Here is a 20,003-nt window from a genome sequence, read left to right as displayed (position 1 = left end):
CGGCCACCAGGAGCCACCGGACCTGGCGGGATCTATGCGGCGGACAGGTCCATACCGGTCGGCGCGGGCGATTGCCCGTTGCCGCCAGCAGTTGCGGGGGGAAGAATTGCCTTCGGATCCCCGATCGGCTCTTGGAGCCCTCTGACCGGTGTGCGCCCGCGCCCGGTCTACGGGTGTATCCGTGAAGGGAGGACCGTGACTATCGGCTTCATCACGGGGACGTCGACGACGGCCATCTCCCGCGCGTCGCGCAACCTGGAACCGGCCGAATGGACCGGCGCCGGGGCGCCGTTGCCGGCCAGTCCGCGGGACGTGGTCAAGGACCTGCACTCCCGGCATCTGCCGGCCCCGTCGACCGCGGTGGTCGCGGTCTACGATCCGGACGGCCGTATCAGGGCGAGTGCTTCCTTCGCCGGCCGCCCCGGGGTGTCGGACGGCTGGGAGCGGCGCAACGCCCTGCTGTCCCATCTGCGCCGGGTCATCCCGCACGACCTGCGGCTGCGCCAGCCGGTACGGACCGCCGTGCTCATGCTCTGCCGGGACGGCGAGGCGGGCTGGACGGAGGAGGACGGCGCCTGGATGTGGGGTCTGCGGGACGCCTGCACCCTGCACGGCCTGCGCTGCGGCTCGTATGTGACGCTCACCCGGGCGGGCTGGAACATCATCGGTGAGAACCGCAGCGGACGCACGCCGAACGCGGCCTCCTGGTCCCGGCGGCCGGGCGGTGCGGCGCCGGCCGTCCCCGGCGGAGGCCCGCAGCCGCTGCGCCGGGCCGCCGTCCAGTGACGCTCGGACCGACGGGACCGCGCCGGTGGCACCGGCCGACCCACCGGTCCGCCGGGCGACCGCCCAGGCGAACACCACCCGGATCGCTCAGGAACCGGCGGCAGCGCCCAACAGCGTGTTGATGCGTGCCGGGTCCCCGCACACGATCAGCAGCACTCCCGCGTGCGAGAGCGCCCCTGCCAGGGCCTGAGGCATCGTTTCGTCGGAGCCGCCGTTGAGCGCCACGATCACGACCGGGCGGTCACCGATCCGCGGGGCTCTGATGTCGGCGTAGAAGACGTCGTCGCCGGCGTCGTGCTGCGCCCAGTAGGAGTCCTCACCGAAGGAGAGCTCGTGCGCGGCCCAGGGATGGGGGTCGCCGGTGGTGAGGACCAGGATCTCGCCGGGGGCCCGTCCGGTGTCGAGCAGCAGGTCCACCGTCTCGTCGGCGGCGTCCGTCGCGCCGTCGGCAGGGGCGGGGATGAGCTGGATCTGCGCGGTAGCGGCGGCGCGCTGGTCGGGCGCTCCGCTCGGGTTCGCCGCGGCGGCCGGGGTGGCCGGCCCCGGGGGGACGGCGGCGGTGCCGTTACCGGCGGGGCGGCTCGGACCGGGCCGGCCGGGACGTACGCCGGCCGGCGACGCCTCCTTAGGCGGTGCGGGCCGTGGTGCCGCGGGTCGCGGCGGGCCGGGAACGGGACGGGGGGTCGACGCACTCCGGCCGGCGGCCGGAGCAGTGCGGGGACCCGGGACGCTCTCGTGAATCTGAGGCTCCTCGGGGGTGAGAGGCATGAGTTGATGTCTATCAAACGCGGCACGAATGCGCAGCGGTGTACGGGGCCAAAATCAGAAATCGAAACCGAGTTGTTCCCCTGTCCCGACGCCCTCCCGCACCTTCTTGAGGTGCTGCCAGCGCGGCATGGCGTCCAGGTACGACCACGAAAGCCGGTGCAGCCCGGTCGGCCCGTACTCCTCAAGGGCCGCCCGGTGAACGGGGGACGGATATCCGGCGTTGTCCGCGAAAGCGAAGGGGGCGTATTGGGGGGCCAGTTCGGCCATTGCCGCGTCCCGGCGCACTTTGGCGATGACGGAGGCCGCGGCCACCGCGACGCAGGACTGGTCGCCCTTGATCACGGTGCGCACCTGCCAGGATCCGCCCAGGTAGTTGTGCTTGCCGTCGAGAATCACCGCGTCGGGCCGCTCGGGCAACTGCTCCAGGGCGCGTACCGCGGCCAGCCGGAGGGCCGCGGTCATGCCCTGGCTGTCGATCTCCTCGGGTGAGGCGTGGCCGAGCGCGTACGAGGTCACCCAGCCGGTGAGCACCGCGGCAAGCCGGGTACGGCGTTTGGGTGTGATGAGTTTGGAGTCGGTGAGGCCCTCGGGCGGGCGGCGCAGCCCGGTGACCGCCGCGCAGACGGTGACGGGTCCGGCCCAGGCGCCTCGTCCGACCTCGTCCACACCGGCGACGGTCCGGACGCCGAGGGTGGCGCGCATCGAGCGTTCGACGCTGTGGGTTGGGGGTTCGTACGGCATGGCTGCCTTAGCCTACCCCTCGGCAACCCGCCTGCCACAGGGGGAGATCAAGCCGGTGGAACGGGCACGGGCCGGGATGCGCCCCGCGTCGGCGCCCGGAACGGCCCGGAACACCCGCTGACCGGCGGAATCCCGGTGTCACGGATCCCCCGGGGCGATCCTCGGCCCGATCCTGACCCGACCCTGGGCCGGGCCTTGGGCCGGGCCATGGCCGGAAATCACCAACGGCCGGCACTCGGCGGGTCCGGGGTGACCCAGCGTTCGAACGGCCGGTCCAGGAAGTAGTGGCCGTCGCTGCCGGACAGCAGCATCCGGGTCTCGCCGTTGGCCGGATTGGACAGGGTCTCGAACTCCTCGACGGTCCAGTGGAACCAGCGCATGCAGAACAGCCGCATCGTCAGCCCGTGGGTGACCAAAAGGACGTTCGGCGGAAAGTCGGGCTGGGCGAAGGCCCGGTAGAGCGTCTCCAGGAAGGAGCCCACGCGGTCGTAGACGTCGGCGCCGCTCTCCCCCATCGCGAACCGGTAGAAAAAATGACCGTAGGAGTCACGGGCCTTGCGCTGCCGCTGGATGTCCTCGACGTCCTGCCGGTTGCCCCAGTCCTGCTCCCGCAGCCGCGGCTCCTCGCGGGCCCGGATCAGCCGCTGGTCCAGGCCGAGTTCGTTGTAGGTCTGCCAGGTGCGGCGGTACGGGGAGACATACGCCTGCACCCGCTCGCCGCCGAAGAGCTCGCGCAGCCGCGGACCGGCCCGCCGGGCCTGCCGAACTCCTTCGGCGGTGAGTTCCAGGGCGTGATCCGGCACCCGTTCGTAAATGGTGTCGTCCTCGTTGCCCTGGGACTCGCCGTGCCGGATGAGCACGATGCGGCGAGGGCGTCCCATGACGGTCAGCCTATTGCCCGGCCGGTTCCGCTGCGCGCCACGGCGGCAAGGGCCGCGGCTCCGCGCCGCCACGCCCGGCCGGGGCCGACCGCGCCCCGGCCGGACCGGCCCGACGGCGCTCACGGCCGCGCCCTCAGACCGTCCACGCCTGCTCGACGTCCACCACGTCGCCGGCCACGGACAGCACGTCGTCGTCCAGCTCGGCCCGTTCGGACAGCCGGGACACCGCTCCCTCCCGGTATTTGCCGTGCTCCGTGGCGGAGTTCCACATCGACAGCACCAGGAAGTCGTTGACCGTGCCCTGGCCGAAGACACCGCGCAGCATGCCCGGTGAGCCCGCCATGGCGGGATTCCACACCCGTTGCTGCATCAGGGTGAAGTGGTCGACGCGCTCCGGCCGCACCTTGCACAGCGCCACCCGCAGCAGGTCCGCGTCGGCGAACCTCGGCTCGAAGCCGACCTTCACGTCCAGCCGGTGCTCGAAGAGGTTGACGGCGAGCATCTCGAAGGTGCCGTGCTGGGCGGTCGCCATGCCGTCGTGCGGCCCCGCCATGAACGCGTCGTACGACCGCCGCTCGTCCCAGAAGGCGAAGAGGTGCGCCACTCCGGGCTGCGCCCGGCTCCAGCCGCCGCCCTGGCCGCGGAACCCGGACTGTTCCCTGAGCGCGGCCCACCCGCGCTGCCCCCGGTCGAACCCGGGTCGATCGACGACGCCGCAGCGTATCCACTTCACCAGCACCGCGCCATCGTAATGGCGTCAGGGCGCCGCGACCGCCCGCCGAACGGCCGGCGCGGGATCCGGTCCGGCCTGCGGCGGCCCCTCGGCCCCGCCGCACCACGCCACCGTCCCTCGCCGCCGTCGCGGCCTCCGCGGCCGTCGCAGCCGCAAGCCGACGACGATCAGAACGTCACGGACCCGCCGGGCTTCAGCCGGTGCAGCCGCCCGCCCAGGCCGGCCGCCGCGAAAGCAGCCTCCAGACTGTCACCGTCCTCGGTGAAGTGCCCCCAGTGCTCGAAATGCAGCGGTACGACCGCGCGGGCGCCGAGTACCGCCGCCGCCCGCGCCGCCTGCTCGCTGGTCAGGGTGAGCGGCGCGTCCGGTACCAGCGGGGTACGGGCGGCCCCGGCGAACAGAAGGGCCGCGTCGAAGGGGGCGAACCGGTCGGCGACGGCCTGTACGAGGTCGAGCGAGGCGTTGTCACCGCTGACGTACACCGTCGGGAGGCCCTCGCCGGACAGGACGAATCCGGTGACCTCGCCGACCAGCTTCTCGCTGCCATCTGGGCCGTGCAGCGCGGGCACCCAGGTGACGCGCAGGACCCCGCCCCCGGGGCGCGGCAGCTCGGTGTGCTCCCAGCTTGGCAGCGCCCTCACCGTGCCCCGCAGCCGCTCCCGCGCGGCGCGCGTGGACAGCACCAGCGGCGCCCGCGCCACCAGCGCCCGCCCCGACCGGTCGAGGTTGTCGGGATGCTGGTCGTGCGACAGCAGTACGGCGTCCACCGGACCGAGCGTCGCGGCCGTGACGCCGGGTCCCGCGGTCTTGGTCAGCGCCCGCGCCCCGATCGGGTAGTCCCCCGGCGGGTCGAAGGTCGGATCGGTCAGCAGCCGCAGCCCGCCGACCGCGATGACCGCCGTCGGACCGCCGACGTAACGGATGTCCAGTCCTGCCATGGCCGTGCCCCCGTACCGAGTCGGTCTTCCGCCAGCACCATCACCTCGCACCCTGGGCTTGTTCCCGCCTGCGCGCAAGCCGCGCGGAACCGCGGGCGGGGGCGAGGGGCAAAGCAGGCGCGGGCAGCGGACCGGAGGAGGTCCGCGGCGGCGCAGGGGGCGGGCGCCGGTCTCCCAGCGGCCGCCCCCTGCTGATCGGCCGGGTCAGCGCCTCAGCCGCACCGCGGCTGAAGGCCGTACCGCGCCGCGTCACAACGCATCCGGATCAGCTGCACCCGCTGGTCGACCCGCAGCCCTCGCAGACGTAGCAGCTGCCCGCCCGCCGCATCTTCGTGCCGCAGGAGAAGCACAGCGGGGCGTCCGCGTTGAGGCCGAGCTGGATCTCCAGCAGCTCGGTGGAGCTGTGGGCCTCCTTGGGAGCCGGGGTGGCCGCCGCCGGCTTGGCCACGGTGAGCGGCGCCCGCGTCGGCTCCGGCTCGCGCGGGGCGGACTGGGCCAGCCCCTCGACGTCCACCTCGTCGTCGGCCGGCTCGTAGGAGCCGGTGTCCAGGTGCCGCTGGCGTTCCGGAGCGGAGTGGATGCCGAGCGCGGAGCGCGTCTCGAACGGCAGGAAGTCCAGCGCGAGGCGGCGGAAGATGTAGTCCACGATGGACTGCGCCATCCGCACGTCGGGGTCGTCGGTGAGGCCGGCCGGCTCGAAGCGCATGTTGGTGAACTTCGAGACGTAGGTCTCCAGCGGGACCCCGTACTGCATGCCGACCGAGACCGCGATGGAGAAGGCGTCCATCATGCCCGCCAGGGTGGAGCCCTGCTTGGACATCTTCAGGAAGACCTCGCCCAGACCGTCGTCCGGGTAGGAGTTCGCCGTCATGTAGCCCTCGGCGCCGCCCACGGTGAAGGACGTGGTGATCCCCGGGCGCCCCTTGGGCAGGCGCTTGCGGACCGGGCGGTACTCGACGACCTTCTCCACCGCGGCCGCCCCGCCGGCCGGCGCCGGAGCCTCGGCCTTGGCGTCCTGGGTGCCCTTCTTCTTGGCGGACAGCGGCTGGCCCACCTTGCAGTTGTCGCGGTAGATCGCCAGTGCCTTCAGGCCGAGCTTCCAGCCCTTGTAGTAGACCTCCTCGACCTCCTCGACGGTGGCCGACTCCGGCAGGTTGACCGTCTTGGAGATCGCGCCGGACAGGAACGGCTGCGCCGCGGCCATCATCCTGACGTGTCCCATGGCGGAGATCGCCCGCTCGCCCATCGCGCAGTCGAAGACCTCGTAGTGCTTGTGCTTCAGGCCCGGCGCGTCGATCACGTGGCCGTGCTCGGCGATGTGCGCGACGATCGCCTCGACCTGCTCCTGCTGGTAGCCGAGCCGCTTGAGGGCGGCGGGCACCGTGTTGTTGACGATCTGCATGGAGCCGCCGCCGACCAGCTTCTTGAACTTCACCAGCGCCAGGTCGGGCTCGACGCCGGTGGTGTCGCAGTCCATCATCAGGCCGATGGTGCCGGTCGGGGCCAGCACCGACGCCTGGGCGTTGCGGAAGCCGTTCTTCTCGCCGAGCCGCAGCACGTCCTGCCACGCCTCGGTGGCGGCCGCCCAGACCGGAGTGTCCAGGTCGTCGACCCGCGTGGCCGCGGTGTTGGCGTCCGAGTGCTGCCGCATGACGCGCTTGTGGGCGTCGGCGTTGCGGGCGTAGCCGTCGTACGCGCCCACGACGGCGGCGAGTTCGGCGGACCGCCGGTAGGAGGTGCCGGTCATCAGGGAGGTGATGGCACCGGCCAGACCGCGGCCTCCGTCGGAGTCGTACGCGTGGCCGGTCGCCATCAGCAGCGCGCCGAGGTTGGCGTAGCCGATGCCGAGCTGGCGGAAGGCGCGGGTGGTCTCGCCGATCTTCTCGGTCGGGAAGTCCGCGAAGCAGATGGAGATGTCCATCGCGGTGATGACCAGCTCGACGACCTTGGCGAAGCGCTCGGCCTCGAACTCCTGGTTGCCCTGGTCGTCCTGGCGGAGGAACTTCATCAGGTTCAGCGAGGCGAGGTTGCAGCTGGAGTTGTCCAGATGCATGTACTCGCTGCACGGGTTGGAGGCCGTGATCCGGCCGGTCTCCGGCGAGGTGTGCCAGTGGTTGATCGTGTCGTCGTACTGGATACCGGGATCGGCGCACGCCCAGGCGGCCTCGGCGAGTTTGCGGAAGAGCGCCTTGGCGTCGACCTCCTCGATGACCTCGCCGGTCATCCGGGCCCGTAGGCCGAACTTCCCGCCGGTCTCGTACGCCTTCATGAACTCTTCGTTGACCCGGACCGAGTTGTTGGCGTTCTGGTACTGGACCGAGGCGATGTCGTCCCCGCCCAGGTCCATGTCGAAGCCCGCGTCGCGCAGGGCGCGGATCTTCTCCTCCTCCTTGACCTTGGTCTCGATGAACGCCTCGACGTCGGGGTGGTCGACGTCGAGGACGACCATCTTGGCGGCGCGGCGGGTGGCACCGCCCGACTTGATCGTCCCCGCGGAGGCGTCGGCCCCGCGCATGAAGGAGACCGGTCCGGAAGCGTTGCCACCGGAGGAGAGCAGTTCCTTGGCGGACCGGATACGGGACAGGTTCAGGCCGGCGCCCGAACCGCCCTTGAAGATCATGCCCTCTTCCTTGTACCAGTCGAGGATCGAGTCCATGGAGTCGTCGACGGACAGGATGAAGCAGGCCGAGACCTGCTGGGGCTGGGTGGTGCCGACGTTGAACCACACCGGGGAGTTGAAGCTGAACACCTGGTGCAGCAGCGCGTAGGTCAGCTCGTGCTCGAAGACCTCGGCGTCCGCCGGGGAGGCGAAGTAGCCGTGCTCCTCACCCGCCGCGCGGTAGGTGCGCACCACCCGGTCGATGAGCTGCTTGAGGCTCTGCTCCCGCTGCGGGGTCCGCACCGCGCCGCGGAAGTACTTGCTGGTGACGATGTTGACCGCGTTCACCGACCAGAAGTCGGGGAACTCCACGCCACGCTGCTCGAAGTTGATCGAGCCGTCGCGCCAGTTGGTCATGACGACGTCGCGGTGCTCCCAGACCACCTCGTCGTACGGATGCACGCCCGGCGTGGTGTGGATGCGTTCGACGCGCAGTCCCTTGCTCCCCTTCGGTCCCCTGGTGCGCGAACCGCGTGCCGCGCCGTTCGTCGTCTCGGTCATTCCGCCTCCCTATACGGGTGAAAACGCCCTGATGTGCCGGGTTTCTTCCCGTAGCACGGTGTTGTTCTGGCGCCTCGGCGCCGCACAGCGGCGCTTCGGCGAGTCCTGGGTCCTGGGGTCGGCACCCGGTCGCCCGGCGTTCAGCCGGTCAGCGCCCGGCCGGTCAGCACCCGGCCGGTCGGTGTTCAGCCGTCGGCACCGGTCGGCGTGCGGACCCCGAGCTCCTCGTCGAGCCCGCCAGGAGTGGTGGGTGGCAGCTGCTCGCGCAGCTCCGTGATGGCCCGGTCGAAGTCCTCGAGCGAGTCGAAGGCCCGGTAGACGCTGGCGAAGCGCAGGTAGGCCACCAGATCGAGGTCCTGGAGCGGGCCGAGTATGGCCAGGCCCACGTCGTGGGTCGACAGCTCGGCGCTGCCGGTGGCCCTGACGGCCTCCTCCACGCGCTGCCCGAGCTGCGCGAGAGCGTCCTCGGTGACCGGGCGGCCCTGGCACGCCTTGCGCACGCCGGCGATCACCTTGTTGCGACTGAAGGGCTCGGTGACCCCGCTGCGCTTGATCACCATCAGGGACGCCGTCTCGACCGTGGTGAAGCGACGGCCGCAGTCCGGGCACTGCCGCCGACGGCGGATCGAGGTCCCGTCGTCGGTGGTGCGGCTGTCGACGACGCGGCTGTCGGGGTGTCGGCAGAAGGGGCAGTGCACGGGTCTTCCACATCCCTTCCTCACCGGCGGTGAGAGCGCGCGGCGAACGGCTTCCGGGGACCTCGCACAGCTGCGAACGGCGTGGAAACCGTCTCAGCGCGAACTCCGTGACCACAACTTGTGGTGGCCGGGGCCCATCTAACCACTAGATATGGTGAGCGTGTCCACCCGGGGCCCTCGACGCGCCGGAGCCACGGACCGGGGTCGCGGCGTGTCAGAGCGTAGGGGAAGATCGAGGATACGGCTTCGGTGAACGCGCCGGGGACGGCGGTGACACACTGAGCCGTGCCGCCGGGGAGCCGCGGCACCGGCAGTTTTGGGAATCGAACTTCCATTCGAGCAATACACCCGGTACCTTGATCACGTCAGCGGATTTATGGAAATTCACTCGAACGTGTGTTTGGCGCAACCTTTCGAAACCCACTACCGTTGTACTAACTGCCCGTGCCGCGAACGGGCCGACCGCAGTCCATGCGGTGGAGAACATCTGGAAAGGGGCCGCCGTGACCGCCACCGCAGAGAGCGCCACAGCGACATTGACCGCACTTGACCGCTCCCCGGATCGAATCGGCGCGTTGGACGTGATGAACGAAGACAGCCCCCCGAAGCCCACGCGCTCACTTCCCGGACGGCCCCCGGGGATTCGCGCCGACAGCTCGGGACTCACCGAACGCCAGCGCCGGGTAATCGAGGTCATCAGGGACTCGGTGCAGCGGCGCGGATATCCGCCCTCCATGCGCGAGATCGGCCAGGCGGTCGGTCTCTCCAGCACTTCCTCCGTGGCCCATCAACTGATGGCTCTGGAACGGAAGGGTTTTCTGCGCCGCGACCCGCACCGGCCGCGCGCCTATGAGGTACGCGCCTCGGACGCCGGTCATCCGCAGCCGACCGACACGACCGGCAAGCCCTCCGCGTCCTATGTGCCACTCGTCGGGCGGATCGCGGCGGGGGCCCCGCTTCTCGCCGAGGAATCGGTCGAGGACGTTTTCCCGCTGCCCCGGCAGCTGGTCGGCGACGGCGAACTGTTCGTACTCAAAGTGGTCGGCGACTCGATGATCGAGGCGGCCATCTGCGACGGCGACTGGGTGACGGTACGGCGCCAGCCCGTCGCGGAGAACGGCGATATCGTCGCGGCGATGCTCGACGGCGAGGCGACGGTGAAGCGCTTCAAGCGGGACGCCGGCCATGTGTGGCTGCTGCCGCACAACGCGGCCTATCAGCCGATCCCGGGTGACGAGGCCACCATCCTGGGCAAGGTGGTGGCGGTTCTGCGCCGGGTCTGAGCGCCTGGCCTCTCCATCCGGGCCCCGGAACCCCTGCGCCGGTTCCGGGGCCCTTCTGCGTCCGCGGGCTCCCCCTGTCCGGGGCGCCCGCGGGCAGGGGGAGCAGGGGCGGGGGCAGAAGAGGGAGAGCGGGAGCCGCTCAGACCGGCTGTACGGCCGCCTCAGCCGTCCTCGCCGCCGCGTCGATGGCCGCCAGCGACTTCCGCACCTGCCGGCCGTCCGTGGTGTACCAGAGCTCCGGCATGGAGGACCGCAGAAAACCGCCGTAGCGGGCGGTGGCGAGCCTCGGGTCGAGTACGGCCACCACGCCCCGGTCCCCCGTCGCCCTGATCAGCCGGCCGGCGCCCTGGGCCATCAGCAGCGCCGCGTGCGTCGCCGCCACCGCCATGAAGCCGTTTCCGCCGTGCTCCTCGACCGCCTTCTGCCGGGCGCTCATCAGCGGGTCGTCCGGCCGCGGGAACGGAATCCGGTCCATGACCACCAGCTGGCAGCTGGCGCCGGGTACGTCCACGCCCTGCCACAGCGACAGCGTGCCGAACAGGCAGGTGCGGGCGTCGTCGGCGAACCGCCGGATGAGCTCTCCCAGCGTCTCCTCGCCCTGCAGCAGCACCGGGTGGTCCAGCCGCCCCCGCATCGCCTCCGCGGCCGCCTGGGCGCCGCGCATGGACGAGAAGAGCCCGAGGGTACGACCGCCGGCCGCCTCGATCAGCTCGGCGAGTTCGTCGAGCATGTCCTCCCGGCCGCTGTCCCGGCCCGGCTGGGCGAGATGCCGGGCCACGTAGAGGATGCCCTGCTTGCGGTAGTCGAAGGGCGAGCCGACGTCGATGCCCTTCCACGGCGGGACGTCCTCGCCCTCGGTGCCCTCCGGGGCGAGCCCGAGCGTCCCGGCGACCCCGTTGAAATCGCCGCCGAGCTTCAGGGTGGCCGAGGTCAGCACCACCGAACGATCGGTGAACAACTTCTCCCGCAGCAGCCCGGACACGTTCAGCGGCGCGACCCGCAGCGACGCCCCGAACCGGTCGTGGCGCTCGCACCACACCACGTCGTCCTCCGCGCCGCGGACCAGGCGCTCACTGACCTCGTGGATGTGCTCCACCGAGGCCATGGCCTGCTTGCGCACCGCGTCCTCGTCCTGCACGGACTTGTCACGGGTGTCGCCGAGCGCGGTGATCACCTGGCGGCAGGCGTCGCGCAGCGCCGCCAAAACGTAGCCGAGGTCCTCGGGGATCTCCACCAGCCGCCCGGGCAGGGCGAGCTCCATCACCCGCTCGAAGCCCTCCGCGGCGCCCAGCAGCGCGTCGGCGGCCTTCTCGTTGACGAGCTTGGCGGCGCGTTTGACTGCCCGGTTGACGCCGATCGGGGACAGCTCGCCGGTCGCGACCCCGGTGAACCGCGAGACCAGCTCGTGCGCCTCGTCGATGATCAGCACCTCGTGGCTGGGCAGCACCGGCGCGCCCTCGATGGCGTCGATGGCCAGCAGCGCGTGGTTGGTGACCACCACCTCGGCGAGCCTGGCCCGCTCCCGGGCCGCCTCGGCGAAACACTCCGCGCCGTAGGCGCACTTGGTGGCGCCGAGGCACTCCCGGGAGGTGACCGCGACCTGGCTCCAGGCGCGGTCGGAGACACCGGGGGTCAGCCCGTCCCGGTCACCGGTCTCGGTCTCGTCCGCCCAGTCCCGCAGCCGCAGCAGGTCCTGGCCGAGTTTGCTGGTCGCGGCGGCGGCCTCGAAGGGGTCGAAGAGCCCTTCGCCCTCGTCCTGCGGCACGCCCTCGTGCAGCCGGTGCAGGCACAGGTAGTTCGACCGGCCCTTGAGCATGGCGTACTGCGGCTCGCGGCGCAGCAGCGGTTTGAGCGCCTCCACCGTGCGCGGCAGGTCGCGCTCGACCAACTGCCGCTGGAGGGCGAGGGTGGCGGTGGCCACCACGACCCGCTCCCCCTGGGCGAGCGCGGGCACCAGATAGCCGAGTGACTTCCCGGTGCCGGTGCCCGCCTGGACGAGCAGATGGGACGAGTCGTCCACGGCTGCCGCGACGGCTTCGGCCATGGTGACCTGACCGGGCCGCTCGGTGCCGCCGACGGCGGTGACGGCGGCGTGCAGCAGGTCGGTGAGTGCGGGTGAGGGCATGGCGTTCATAGGGGGGCCAGCCTACGGCGAGCCACTGACAACGCCGCCCGCGCGAGGCGCCCGGGACCGGTTTCGGCCACCGCCGGTCCCGGTACGCAGCCGGGCCGATCGTTCCCCGGACCACTCCGGTCGGCCGGTGCTAGCTTCTGGTCACATGCGGTGCGAGAGCCGTTTGACGCTGGATGCCTCTGCCGCCGAATACGTCGTCGATGTGGCGGACGTCGTCCGTGAACCGGTCCTCGGCGGCGGGAGACCGGCGGACCTGGCCCGACTCGAAGGCCTGCTGGACGCGCTGGCCGCCTTCGCGCGCGACGCGACCGTACAGGTGTACGCGATCACCGACCGTTCGCTGCTCACCGACGGACGGCTGACCGCCGAGGAGCGCCGGCGGCTGGACCGCTGATACCGCGACGGACTGCTCGAGGTGCTGCCCCGCGCCGACGACCGCATCCTGGAGCTGGCGGACGCCCTGGAACTCCGGGTGGTCAGCGCCGACAACTTCCTCGACTTCCACCGTGCCTACCCCTGGCTTCCGGGCTCCCGGGGTCGCTTCCTGCGTCCTTTCCTGGGGCCGGACGGCCGGATCGGGGTACGTCCGCGGATCAAGCCGGTGCCCGCCGAGTGGCAGGTGTCCCGCAAGGAGGAGGAAGGGCTGCTGCTGGAGGCCGGAGTGCTGCGCCGCTGGGCGCCGTCCGCCCACCACTCGGTGCTCAGCCGCGACGGGCACTGCCCGGAGCCCGGCTGCCCGCTCTTCGGGGGCGGGGATCGGCCGAGCACCGCGCTGCCCAGGCGCCGCAGGGACCGTGTGCTCTGCCCGACGCACGGCCAGCCGCTCACCGACGCGGGGCCGCGTCCGCGCCGCGCCCAGGTGAAGGTGCTGATGGGCGGCACGGTCAAGGGCCGTTTCATGGTGACGGCCGGCGAGCCGCTGGCGGTCGGCCGGGCCCCGGCCGACGGCGGGGTGCCGCTCGGCGCCTGGATCGGCGACGCGTCGGTGGTCTCCGTCAGCCGCACCCACGTGGTGCTCTCCTATGACGGCAAGGCGCTGACCGTCGTCGACGAGCGCAGCGCCAACGGCACCCGGATCCGCCACAACCGGCCGGCCGAAGACGAGTTGCTGCCGCTGCGCCACGGCACGCTGTGGCGGCCGCGGCCCGGTGACTCCGTCATGCTGCACGACCGGCTGGAACTGCTGCCGAGCGGCCGTCGGTTCGTCTTCGAGGAGGACGCGACGGACGGTACGGTCGGCCCTGGGCCGGCTGCCGGGGCCGTGGCGGCGCCGACGATGCTGGGCCTCTCACCGGACCTCCCGTCCACGGACGGCCGAAACGGTCAGGACGACCCGGACGGCTCGACCGGCGGGGACGGCGGGACCGGCGGGGGCGGACAGAGGTGAGCGAGGGCCGGGCCTTTGCCGGAACAGGGCCCGGTACGTTCCTGGGCGGCCGCTACCGGCTGGCGGAGTCGCTGGGCGGCGGCGGCTTCGGGCACGTATACGCGGCTGTCGACGAGCGCCTTGGGCGGCCGGTGGCAGTGAAGGTGCTGACCCTGCGCGCCGACTGGCGCGAACGGTGATGTCGGCGGCGAGCCGTACGGTGTCCCCGGGCCGCAGCGCGGCCCGCTGTCCGGAGGCCAGTCGGTGACCGTACGCATAGGTGCCGTTGGTGGACTTCTCGTCGGTGATCCAGGCGGAACCGTCGGTCTCAACGGCGACCGTGGCGTGGACACGGGACAGGCTGCCGTAGCCGGCGAGGAACGCCGCATCGGGGCACAGGCGGGGTTCGCGGCCGCACCTGAGGCGTACACCGGGCTCGACGGACACGGTCTCGCCACCCGGGAAGAGCAGCCGTAGGGCGCTGGGCGGGGTGCCCGAGCCGGTCTGCCGGGCGGCGGCGCCGGGCGACAGCTCGATGATCCGGATCGGTTCGGTGTCCGGGGCGGCTTCGGGCAGTGCGTCGGTGGGGTCGGGATCGGTTCCGGGGCACCGGCGGGACGGCATCAGGGAGAAGGGTACGAAGCAGCCCCCGCACACCAGCTGACCCGGCCGGACGCCGGGAGTGCCGCACTCCGGGCAGGTCCGCAGGCTCCCGTCCGCACCGATGGCGCCCATGGCGACCCCGCTCCCTCCGGTCACGGCCCGTCCCGCATCGCAGCCCGCGCCGGACCCGGGAGCCGTATGCCTGAGGATGGGCCGGCGGCTGACGGCATGTCGGCCGTACCGTGCCGAATCGAGTGGGCGCCCGCAGGGGAGCGGTCAGAGCAGATGGCGGAGCGCGCGGTCGCGGACCATCAGAGCCGCGCGTTTGCCGGGGAGGTCGACCTCCGCACCAAGACGGAAGCCCGCGCTGAGGAACGCGGCGACGGAGGGCGTGTTGCGCAGATCGGGCTCGGCGACGACGCGGGCGCAGGCGGGCCGGTTGTCGAGCACCATCGTGGAGACGGCGCGCAGCAGGACGCTGCCCAGGCCCCGGGCACGGTCGGCGGCATCACCGATCAGCAGATGGACGCCGGTGTCGTGCGGCCTGATCGGGTGGTGGCGGGCGATCGGGTCCAGGTCGGCGCGGTAGACCTCCCAGTAGCTCATGGGAGTGCCGTCGAGGACGCCCAGGCACGGGACGCTGCGGCCGTCGCCGGACAGTTGCGGGCGCAGGTGGCCCTCGGTGACGCCCGGGTCGCCGGCCAGCTCCCAGAACCGGGCGACCGCCGGGTCGTTCATCCAGCCGGTGACCAGGGCCAGGTCGCGCTCCAGCCGGACCGGGACGAGCCGGAAGGACCCGGCTGAGGTCTCGGCGGCGGGCCAGCCGGCGACGCGGTCGAGCAGGTCGGCCGGGCGGCTGGGGCAGGCAGGGCCGCCGTGGACGCCCGAGCAGCCGGCCGGCCGCTCCGGGAGTCCGGGCGCCGACGCGGAGTCCCCGTACTGCGGGGTGGCGGCGAAGAGGGCGAGGACCTCGGTGGGGAGCCTCAGGTCGAGCGTGTCCTCGGTGCTCGAATCGGCGGAAGGCATCAGCGGGCCAGCGGGTTGGGAATGGTGACGTAGACGGACTGGGTGTCGACCGGGCCGACGAGTTCGTCCAGTCCGTGCAGCCGGGTCAGCAGGTTGGCCTTGCAGCGCAGCCGGGCGCAGTGCAGCAGCCGGTCCGGGAGGCTGCTGCCCTGCCGGTCGGCGGCGAGGAAGCGGCGGAAGGCGGCGAGCAGTACCTGCTCGTCGGCCAGGCTTTGGGAGCCGAAGGCGCCGATCAGGCCGAAGACGTTGTTGATGCCGAGGTAGTAGGCGAAGCGCTCGTCCGCGACGTCGTCGGTGACGAAGCTGTCGCTGGCCGTGCCGATGCCGGGGAGCTGTTCTTCGAGGGCGGCGCGGTGCGAGTCGCGGAAGTAGTAGCCCTGGTTGTCACGGTAGCGGCCCCCGCGGGGCCAGCCTTCGGCGTCCAGCAGCACCAGGGTGTTCTGCTGGTGGGCTTCGAGCGCGATGCCCGCCTGCCCGTCGAGCCACAGCACCGGCTTGACCACGGCGTCGAGGTAGCGCAGGAACCATTCGGTGGCGACGGCCGCCCCGGACCTGCCGGTGCGTCCGGCGAGGGCCGCCACCAGGACGGCCAGCCGGGAGCGCAGAGCGGGCGCGGGCAGTCCGGGCCACGGACGCGGCGAGGTGAGGCCGGCCACGCAGTGCGCTGAGTGGCCGGCGCCGAAAGGACTGTGTCTGAGCGCCACGTCGAGGCCGGGGACGGGTTCGCCGTCGGCGGTGTCCACCGCGAGCCAGGCCGGGTCCCGAACGATGTCGAAGCCGGGGTGGGCGGCCTGCCAGCGGGTCACCAGGCCGCCGCGCAGCAGCCGGTGCACCTCGGCTCCGCGCAACAGCTCCTTGCGGAGGTTCTCCCGCCGGGAGTTGGTGATGCGCAGGCCCAACGAGAGCTTGAGCATGAGGGGCGAGCCCGGCCGGTAGACGGTGCGTACCGAGGAGGTGGGGTGCCAGGGTTCGCCGAGCGGGCCGAGGTCGTGCAGCAGCCCCGCGTCGAACAGGGCGCGTACGCCGGGCCGGTGCCGGATGTCCCGGGCCTGCCAGGGGTGCAGCGGCAGCGGCGCGGTTCCGGCGGGCAGTTCCAGCCCGGGTCCGGCGAGCGCGGTCAGCAGATCGGCGGCCGGCACCGTGCGGCCGTCTTCGGTCCAGCCGGAGTCGGCGGCCAGCACGGAGGCGTCGACGGCGAGCCAGTGCAGCGCGAAGCTGCCGCGCAGTTCGGGCGAGTAGGCGGCGCTCTCGCCCTCGCCGAGCCCCTCGCGGGCCTTAGGGGCCGGGTGCAGCGGATGGCCGAGGATCAGGGCCTGCTCGGAGTCCAGGAAGGGCAGTTCGGGTACGGCGGGGCCGGGCCGCTCGCGGCGCTCGGCGATGAAGGTGGCGCTGCGCCGTACCGAGTCGGCCACCCGCGCCACCAGATCGGCGCCCTCCGCGGGGTCGGCGTCCCCCTCGCGGGCCAGCAGCGCCGCCAGTTCCACGGCGGTCAGCGGGCGCCGGTCGGCGGCAGGCAGGACGGGACCGAAGCGGTGGTGACCGGTCGCCGACCAGTGGTGGACGGCCGCGTGCGCCTCGGTGCCGCTGGCGGGCAGCGGGATCCGCAGCAGTCCGTCGGCCGGCCTGGACAGCCCGGTCTCCCGTGCCCAGCAGCGCAGCAGGTTCTCCACGCCGATCGCGTCGGCGGCGGCGTACGGCTCCGGGTGCCCCGATGGCTCGGTGCCGGGGCCGGTGTCGACCCGTTGTGCCGGCACCCGCCGGCCGCGGTGGGACGCCGACGCGTCCGCGACCGCGGAGACGTCCGCGTCCGCGGCCGCGGTGGCCGGTGGTGAAGGCGCGTTCATTCCGGGACTCCACGGGTCGGTGCGGTCGGGGCGGTCGCCCATGGGGAGGGGTCAGGGGTGCGGAGCGGGCGGTGCCGCCGGACCGGGCCGGCCGCCCGCTTCACGCCGGGCCCCCGCGCGTCGCGGCCCGTGCTGCCTCGATCGCGCCGGCCAGCCGTTCCAGCACCGCTTCCGCCTGCTCGTCGGTCATGGTCAGCGGCGGGAGCAGCCGCACCACACTGCCGTGCCGGCCGCCGAGTTCCACGATCAGGCCGCGCCGCAGCGCCTCCTGCTGGACGCGGGCGGCGAGTTGCGGCGCGTTGGGCAGCGCCCCGTAGTCGTCGGGTTCGGCCTCGGTGTCGACGAGTTCCACGCCGATCATCAGGCCGCGGCCCCGTACGTCGCCGACGCAGGGCTGGTGGGCGGCCAGCCCGCGCAGCCGGCTCGTCATGCGGGCGCCGAGCGTCTCGGCCCGCTCGTGCAGCGCGTGCTCCCGCACGAAGCGCAGGGTGGCCGTGCCCGCCGCCATGGCGAGTTGGTTGCCGCGGAAGGTGCCGGCGTGGGCACCGGGCCGCCAGCCGTCCAGTTCCTCGCGGTAGACGATCACCGCGAGCGGCAGGCTGCCGCCGATCGCCTTGGACAGCACCATCACGTCCGGCACGACACCGCTGCGTTCGACCGCCCAGAAGGTGCCGGTACGGCCCACACCGGTCTGTACCTCGTCGACGATCAGCGGGATACCGCGGGCCGCGGTGATCTCGCGCATCCGCCGCAGCCAGGCGTCGGGGGCCGGGATCACCCCGCCCTCGCCCTGCACGGCTTCGAGCAGCATCGCGGCCGGCGGCAGCACGCCGCCCTTGGGGTCGTCGAGTTGGTGCGCGGTCCAACGCGCCGACAGCTCCGCGCCCCGGTCGCCGCCGACGCCGAACGGGCAGCGGTAGTCGTACGGATACGGCAGCCGGGTGACGCGCGCGTCGGTGTCGCCGGCCGCGGCCCGTACCGCGGTGTCGCCGGTGGCGGCGAGCGCGCCGGCCGTCATGCCGTGGTAGGCGCCGGAGAAGGCGAGCAGGCCACCTCGACCGGTGGCGGTCCTGGTCAGTTTGAGGGCCGCCTCCACCGCGTCGGTGCCGGCCGGGCCGCAGAACTGGATCCGGCCGCGCTCGGCGAGCTCGGCCGGCAAGGTCTCGAACAGCGCGGTGGTGAAGGCGTCCTTGACCGGCGTGGCGAGGTCGAGCACGTGCAGCGGCGCCCCGGAGTCCAGGACGGCCCTGATCGCCTCCAGGACGACGGGGTGGTTGTGGCCGAGCGCGAGGGTTCCGGCCCCCGACAGGCAGTCCAGGTAGCGGCGGCCGTCCGCGCCCTCCACCGTCATCCCCCGGGCGCGCACCGGCACCACCGGCAACGCGCGGGCGTAGGTGCGCGCGGCGGACTCGCGCTGCGCCTGCCTGCGGAGAATCGCCTCGCCCGCGGTGAGGGCGGAGGCCGCTGCCACCGGTCGTCCCGGCGCACTCGACAAAGCCACCACGCGTTCTCCTCCGGCTCGGCGTCCCGTCTCGTCGTCCCCCACCTCTACTAACGACGCGGTGACGAACCGATCACGGGCGGCCGCAGAACTTTCCGCACGGAACCGTGCCGGGCGGCCGATCGTCCCCCACAGCGTCAAGGACCGTGCGGCGCGCCGACGTTCAGGGAGGGGGACCGCCCATGTCATCGTCCGGGTCACGGAGAGTCGGACCCGTGGTGGCCGCCATGGCCGCTGCCATGCTGCTGGCGGCCGCGGCGACCGCCTGCGGCTGGTCGGGGTCCGGGGGCCACGCGGGCGCGCGGCCCGCCGGCTCGGTGACGACCGGTACCGGTCGTCGACCGCCCGCCCTGCCGACGTCCTTCCCCACCAGCCTGAAGGACCTCAAGAAGTGGGAGAAGGCGTACCGGGACGGGGGCTGGAGGAACTGGGACCGGTCGACCTGGCTGCGCAGGGCCGCGGACTTCGTCAATCCGATCATCGACGGCCTGTGGAGCGACAAGCGGATGAAGGCCGCCGGCCAGGGCGGCAAGGGGGTCTCTACAGGCATCGACGCCGACCGGGGTTGGACCGACCCGGCGCCGGCGCCCGTCCGGGCCCGTCCTGTCGCGACGCCTTATCACGACAGCGCGCCGGGCGTCGGGAAGCTGTTCTTCGACGGTCCCGAGGGGTCGATGGCCTGCTCGGCGACGGTGGTGCAGGACCCGGCCCACCCGGGCAGGTCCGACCTGGTCTGGACGGCGGGGCACTGCGTGCACGCCGGCGAGTCGGGTGGCTGGTACCGCAACGTGGCCTTTGTCCCCTCCTATGACGACAAAGGCCTCGACACGGCTGCGCTCAAGGGCGCCCCGCGTGATGTGCTGGCGCCCTACGGCGTGTGGTGGGCGGACGGCGCGAGCACCTCCGACGAGTGGATCGCGTCCGGTTCGCCGAGCGGCGGCGGCGGATCGGCGTACGACTTCGCGGTGCTGCACGTCACCCCTGAGGAGGGGACCGGCGGCAGATCGCTGGAGGAGACGGTCGGTGCCGCGGTGCCGGTGTGGTTCGACGCGCCGCCCGTGACGAGGATCGGCGCCGTGGGCGCCTGGGGCTACCCGGTGGCCGCGCCCTTCGACGGGCAGCGGATGTACGCCTGCGTGGGCCGGCCGGGGCGGCTGTCGGTGGCCGCGGACGCGCCGGCCGAGTACCGCATCGGCTGCACGATGACCGGTGGCTCCTCGGGCGGCGGCTGGTTCACCACTCGACCCGACGGCAAAAGGGCGCTGGTCAGCAACACGTCGATCGGTCCGGCGACCAACACCTGGCTGGCCGGACCGCGGTTGGGCGCCGAGGCGGAGAAGATGCTGGACGGGATGAGCCGGAAGTTCAGCTGACCGCCGGGGCGAGTGCCGGGTTTTCGCGGCCGGTTTGAGCGCGGCCGGTTTGACCGCCGAGTCGGCGCAAAGGGACGCCGGGCACGGGACGCGCACTCACGCGGTAGGGCCGACCGCCTGAGGCAGTAGGGGCCGGCCTCCTCAGGAGGCCGGCCCCTACTCGTCGTC

The 20,003-nt window shown here is 72.6% G+C and carries 17 protein-coding genes and 1 pseudogene; 6 read left to right on the top strand and 12 right to left on the bottom strand.

The genetic code is table 11. The annotated features are described in order from the left end of the window. The first annotated feature begins 195 nt into the window (after nucleotides 1–195). Nucleotides 196–786: a hypothetical protein gene (locus tag RLT57_RS24620; protein ID WP_311299442.1), complete on the top strand. Its 591-nt coding sequence runs from the start codon at nucleotides 196–198 to the stop codon at nucleotides 784–786. Between the two features lie 87 nt (nucleotides 787–873). Here the strand turns inward: RLT57_RS24620 and RLT57_RS24615 are convergent, their stop codons facing one another. The 7 genes from RLT57_RS24615 to nrdR all read right to left on the bottom strand — a co-directional run bounded on the left by RLT57_RS24615 (nucleotide 874) and on the right by nrdR (nucleotide 8,705). Then, nucleotides 874–1,554: a hypothetical protein gene (locus tag RLT57_RS24615; RefSeq protein WP_311299441.1), complete on the bottom strand. Its 681-nt coding sequence runs from the start codon at nucleotides 1,552–1,554 to the stop codon at nucleotides 874–876. 54 nt (nucleotides 1,555–1,608) lie between these two features. After that, nucleotides 1,609–2,295: a ribonuclease HII gene (locus RLT57_RS24610; protein WP_311299440.1), complete on the bottom strand. Its 687-nt coding sequence runs from the start codon at nucleotides 2,293–2,295 to the stop codon at nucleotides 1,609–1,611. A 218-nt stretch (nucleotides 2,296–2,513) separates the two neighbouring features. After that, a complete protein-coding gene (locus tag RLT57_RS24605; RefSeq protein ID WP_311299439.1) occupies nucleotides 2,514–3,176 on the bottom strand; it encodes a phosphoglycerate mutase family protein in 663 nt (220 codons plus the stop codon). A gap of 133 nt (nucleotides 3,177–3,309) precedes the next feature. Then, on the bottom strand, nucleotides 3,310–3,915 hold the full coding sequence (locus tag RLT57_RS24600; protein WP_311299438.1) for a YdbC family protein: 606 nt from the start codon (nucleotides 3,913–3,915) through the stop codon (nucleotides 3,310–3,312). Nucleotides 3,916–4,076: 161 nt separating this feature from the next. Further along, nucleotides 4,077–4,847: an MBL fold metallo-hydrolase gene (locus RLT57_RS24595; protein WP_311299437.1), complete on the bottom strand. Its 771-nt coding sequence runs from the start codon at nucleotides 4,845–4,847 to the stop codon at nucleotides 4,077–4,079. A gap of 265 nt (nucleotides 4,848–5,112) precedes the next feature. Further along, on the bottom strand, nucleotides 5,113–8,007 hold the full coding sequence (locus tag RLT57_RS24590; RefSeq protein ID WP_311299436.1) for a vitamin B12-dependent ribonucleotide reductase: 2,895 nt from the start codon (nucleotides 8,005–8,007) through the stop codon (nucleotides 5,113–5,115). Between the two features lie 185 nt (nucleotides 8,008–8,192). Then, nucleotides 8,193–8,705, bottom strand: coding sequence for a transcriptional regulator NrdR (gene nrdR, locus RLT57_RS24585; protein ID WP_311299435.1), 513 nt, complete (start codon nucleotides 8,703–8,705; stop codon nucleotides 8,193–8,195). A 503-nt stretch (nucleotides 8,706–9,208) separates the two neighbouring features. Here nrdR and lexA point away from each other — a divergent pair. Further along, on the top strand, nucleotides 9,209–9,988 hold the full coding sequence (lexA, locus tag RLT57_RS24580; protein ID WP_311300851.1) for a transcriptional repressor LexA: 780 nt from the start codon (nucleotides 9,209–9,211) through the stop codon (nucleotides 9,986–9,988). A gap of 139 nt (nucleotides 9,989–10,127) precedes the next feature. On the opposite strand, the gene RLT57_RS24575 is transcribed toward lexA, so the two are convergent. Beyond that, complete coding sequence (locus RLT57_RS24575) at nucleotides 10,128–12,113, bottom strand: ATP-dependent DNA helicase (RefSeq protein WP_311299434.1); 1,986 nt, start codon at nucleotides 12,111–12,113, stop codon at nucleotides 10,128–10,130. A gap of 172 nt (nucleotides 12,114–12,285) precedes the next feature. Here RLT57_RS24575 and RLT57_RS24570 point away from each other — a divergent pair, with 172 nt between their 5' ends. Genes RLT57_RS24570 through RLT57_RS24560 form a run of 3 tightly spaced genes read left to right on the top strand, consistent with a single transcriptional unit; the run spans nucleotide 12,286 to nucleotide 13,688 of the window. Then, nucleotides 12,286–12,516 (top strand): hypothetical protein, encoded by a 231-nt coding sequence (locus tag RLT57_RS24570; protein ID WP_311299433.1) that lies wholly within the window; start codon nucleotides 12,286–12,288, stop codon nucleotides 12,514–12,516. Nucleotides 12,517–12,537: 21 nt separating this feature from the next. Beyond that, complete coding sequence (locus RLT57_RS24565; RefSeq protein ID WP_311299432.1) at nucleotides 12,538–13,509, top strand: FHA domain-containing protein; 972 nt, start codon at nucleotides 12,538–12,540, stop codon at nucleotides 13,507–13,509. Then, on the top strand, nucleotides 13,506–13,688 hold the full coding sequence (locus RLT57_RS24560) for a hypothetical protein (protein WP_311300929.1): 183 nt from the start codon (nucleotides 13,506–13,508) through the stop codon (nucleotides 13,686–13,688). Before RLT57_RS24565 ends, RLT57_RS24560 begins: the two co-directional genes overlap by 4 nt. Nucleotides 13,689–13,710: 22 nt before the next feature. On the opposite strand, the pseudogene RLT57_RS33470 reads toward RLT57_RS24560, so the two are convergent. The 4 genes and pseudogenes from RLT57_RS33470 to RLT57_RS24545 all read right to left on the bottom strand — a co-directional run. After that, nucleotides 13,711–14,112 (bottom strand): annotated as a pseudogene (locus RLT57_RS33470) (FHA domain-containing protein); the annotation flags it as partial. Between the two features lie 255 nt (nucleotides 14,113–14,367). Continuing rightward, a complete protein-coding gene (locus tag RLT57_RS24555) occupies nucleotides 14,368–15,117 on the bottom strand; it encodes a GNAT family N-acetyltransferase (RefSeq protein ID WP_311299431.1) in 750 nt (249 codons plus the stop codon). After that, the gene (locus RLT57_RS24550) at nucleotides 15,117–16,961 is read right to left on the bottom strand and encodes an IucA/IucC family protein (RefSeq protein ID WP_311299430.1); all 1,845 of its coding nucleotides are present in this window, start codon (nucleotides 16,959–16,961) and stop codon (nucleotides 15,117–15,119) included. The genes RLT57_RS24555 and RLT57_RS24550 overlap by 1 nt, the downstream gene beginning before the upstream one ends. A gap of 100 nt (nucleotides 16,962–17,061) precedes the next feature. Next, complete coding sequence (locus RLT57_RS24545; protein WP_311299429.1) at nucleotides 17,062–18,432, bottom strand: diaminobutyrate--2-oxoglutarate transaminase; 1,371 nt, start codon at nucleotides 18,430–18,432, stop codon at nucleotides 17,062–17,064. 257 nt (nucleotides 18,433–18,689) lie between these two features. Here RLT57_RS24545 and RLT57_RS24540 point away from each other — a divergent pair, with 257 nt between their 5' ends. Continuing rightward, nucleotides 18,690–19,835, top strand: coding sequence for a trypsin-like serine peptidase (locus RLT57_RS24540; protein ID WP_311299428.1), 1,146 nt, complete (start codon nucleotides 18,690–18,692; stop codon nucleotides 19,833–19,835). Nucleotides 19,836–20,003: the final 168 nt, after the last annotated feature.

This window comes from Streptomyces sp. ITFR-21, assembly GCF_031844685.1.
Taxonomy (GTDB): Bacteria; Actinomycetota; Actinomycetes; order Streptomycetales; family Streptomycetaceae; genus Actinacidiphila.
This window is presented reverse-complemented; position numbering and strand designations above follow the sequence as displayed.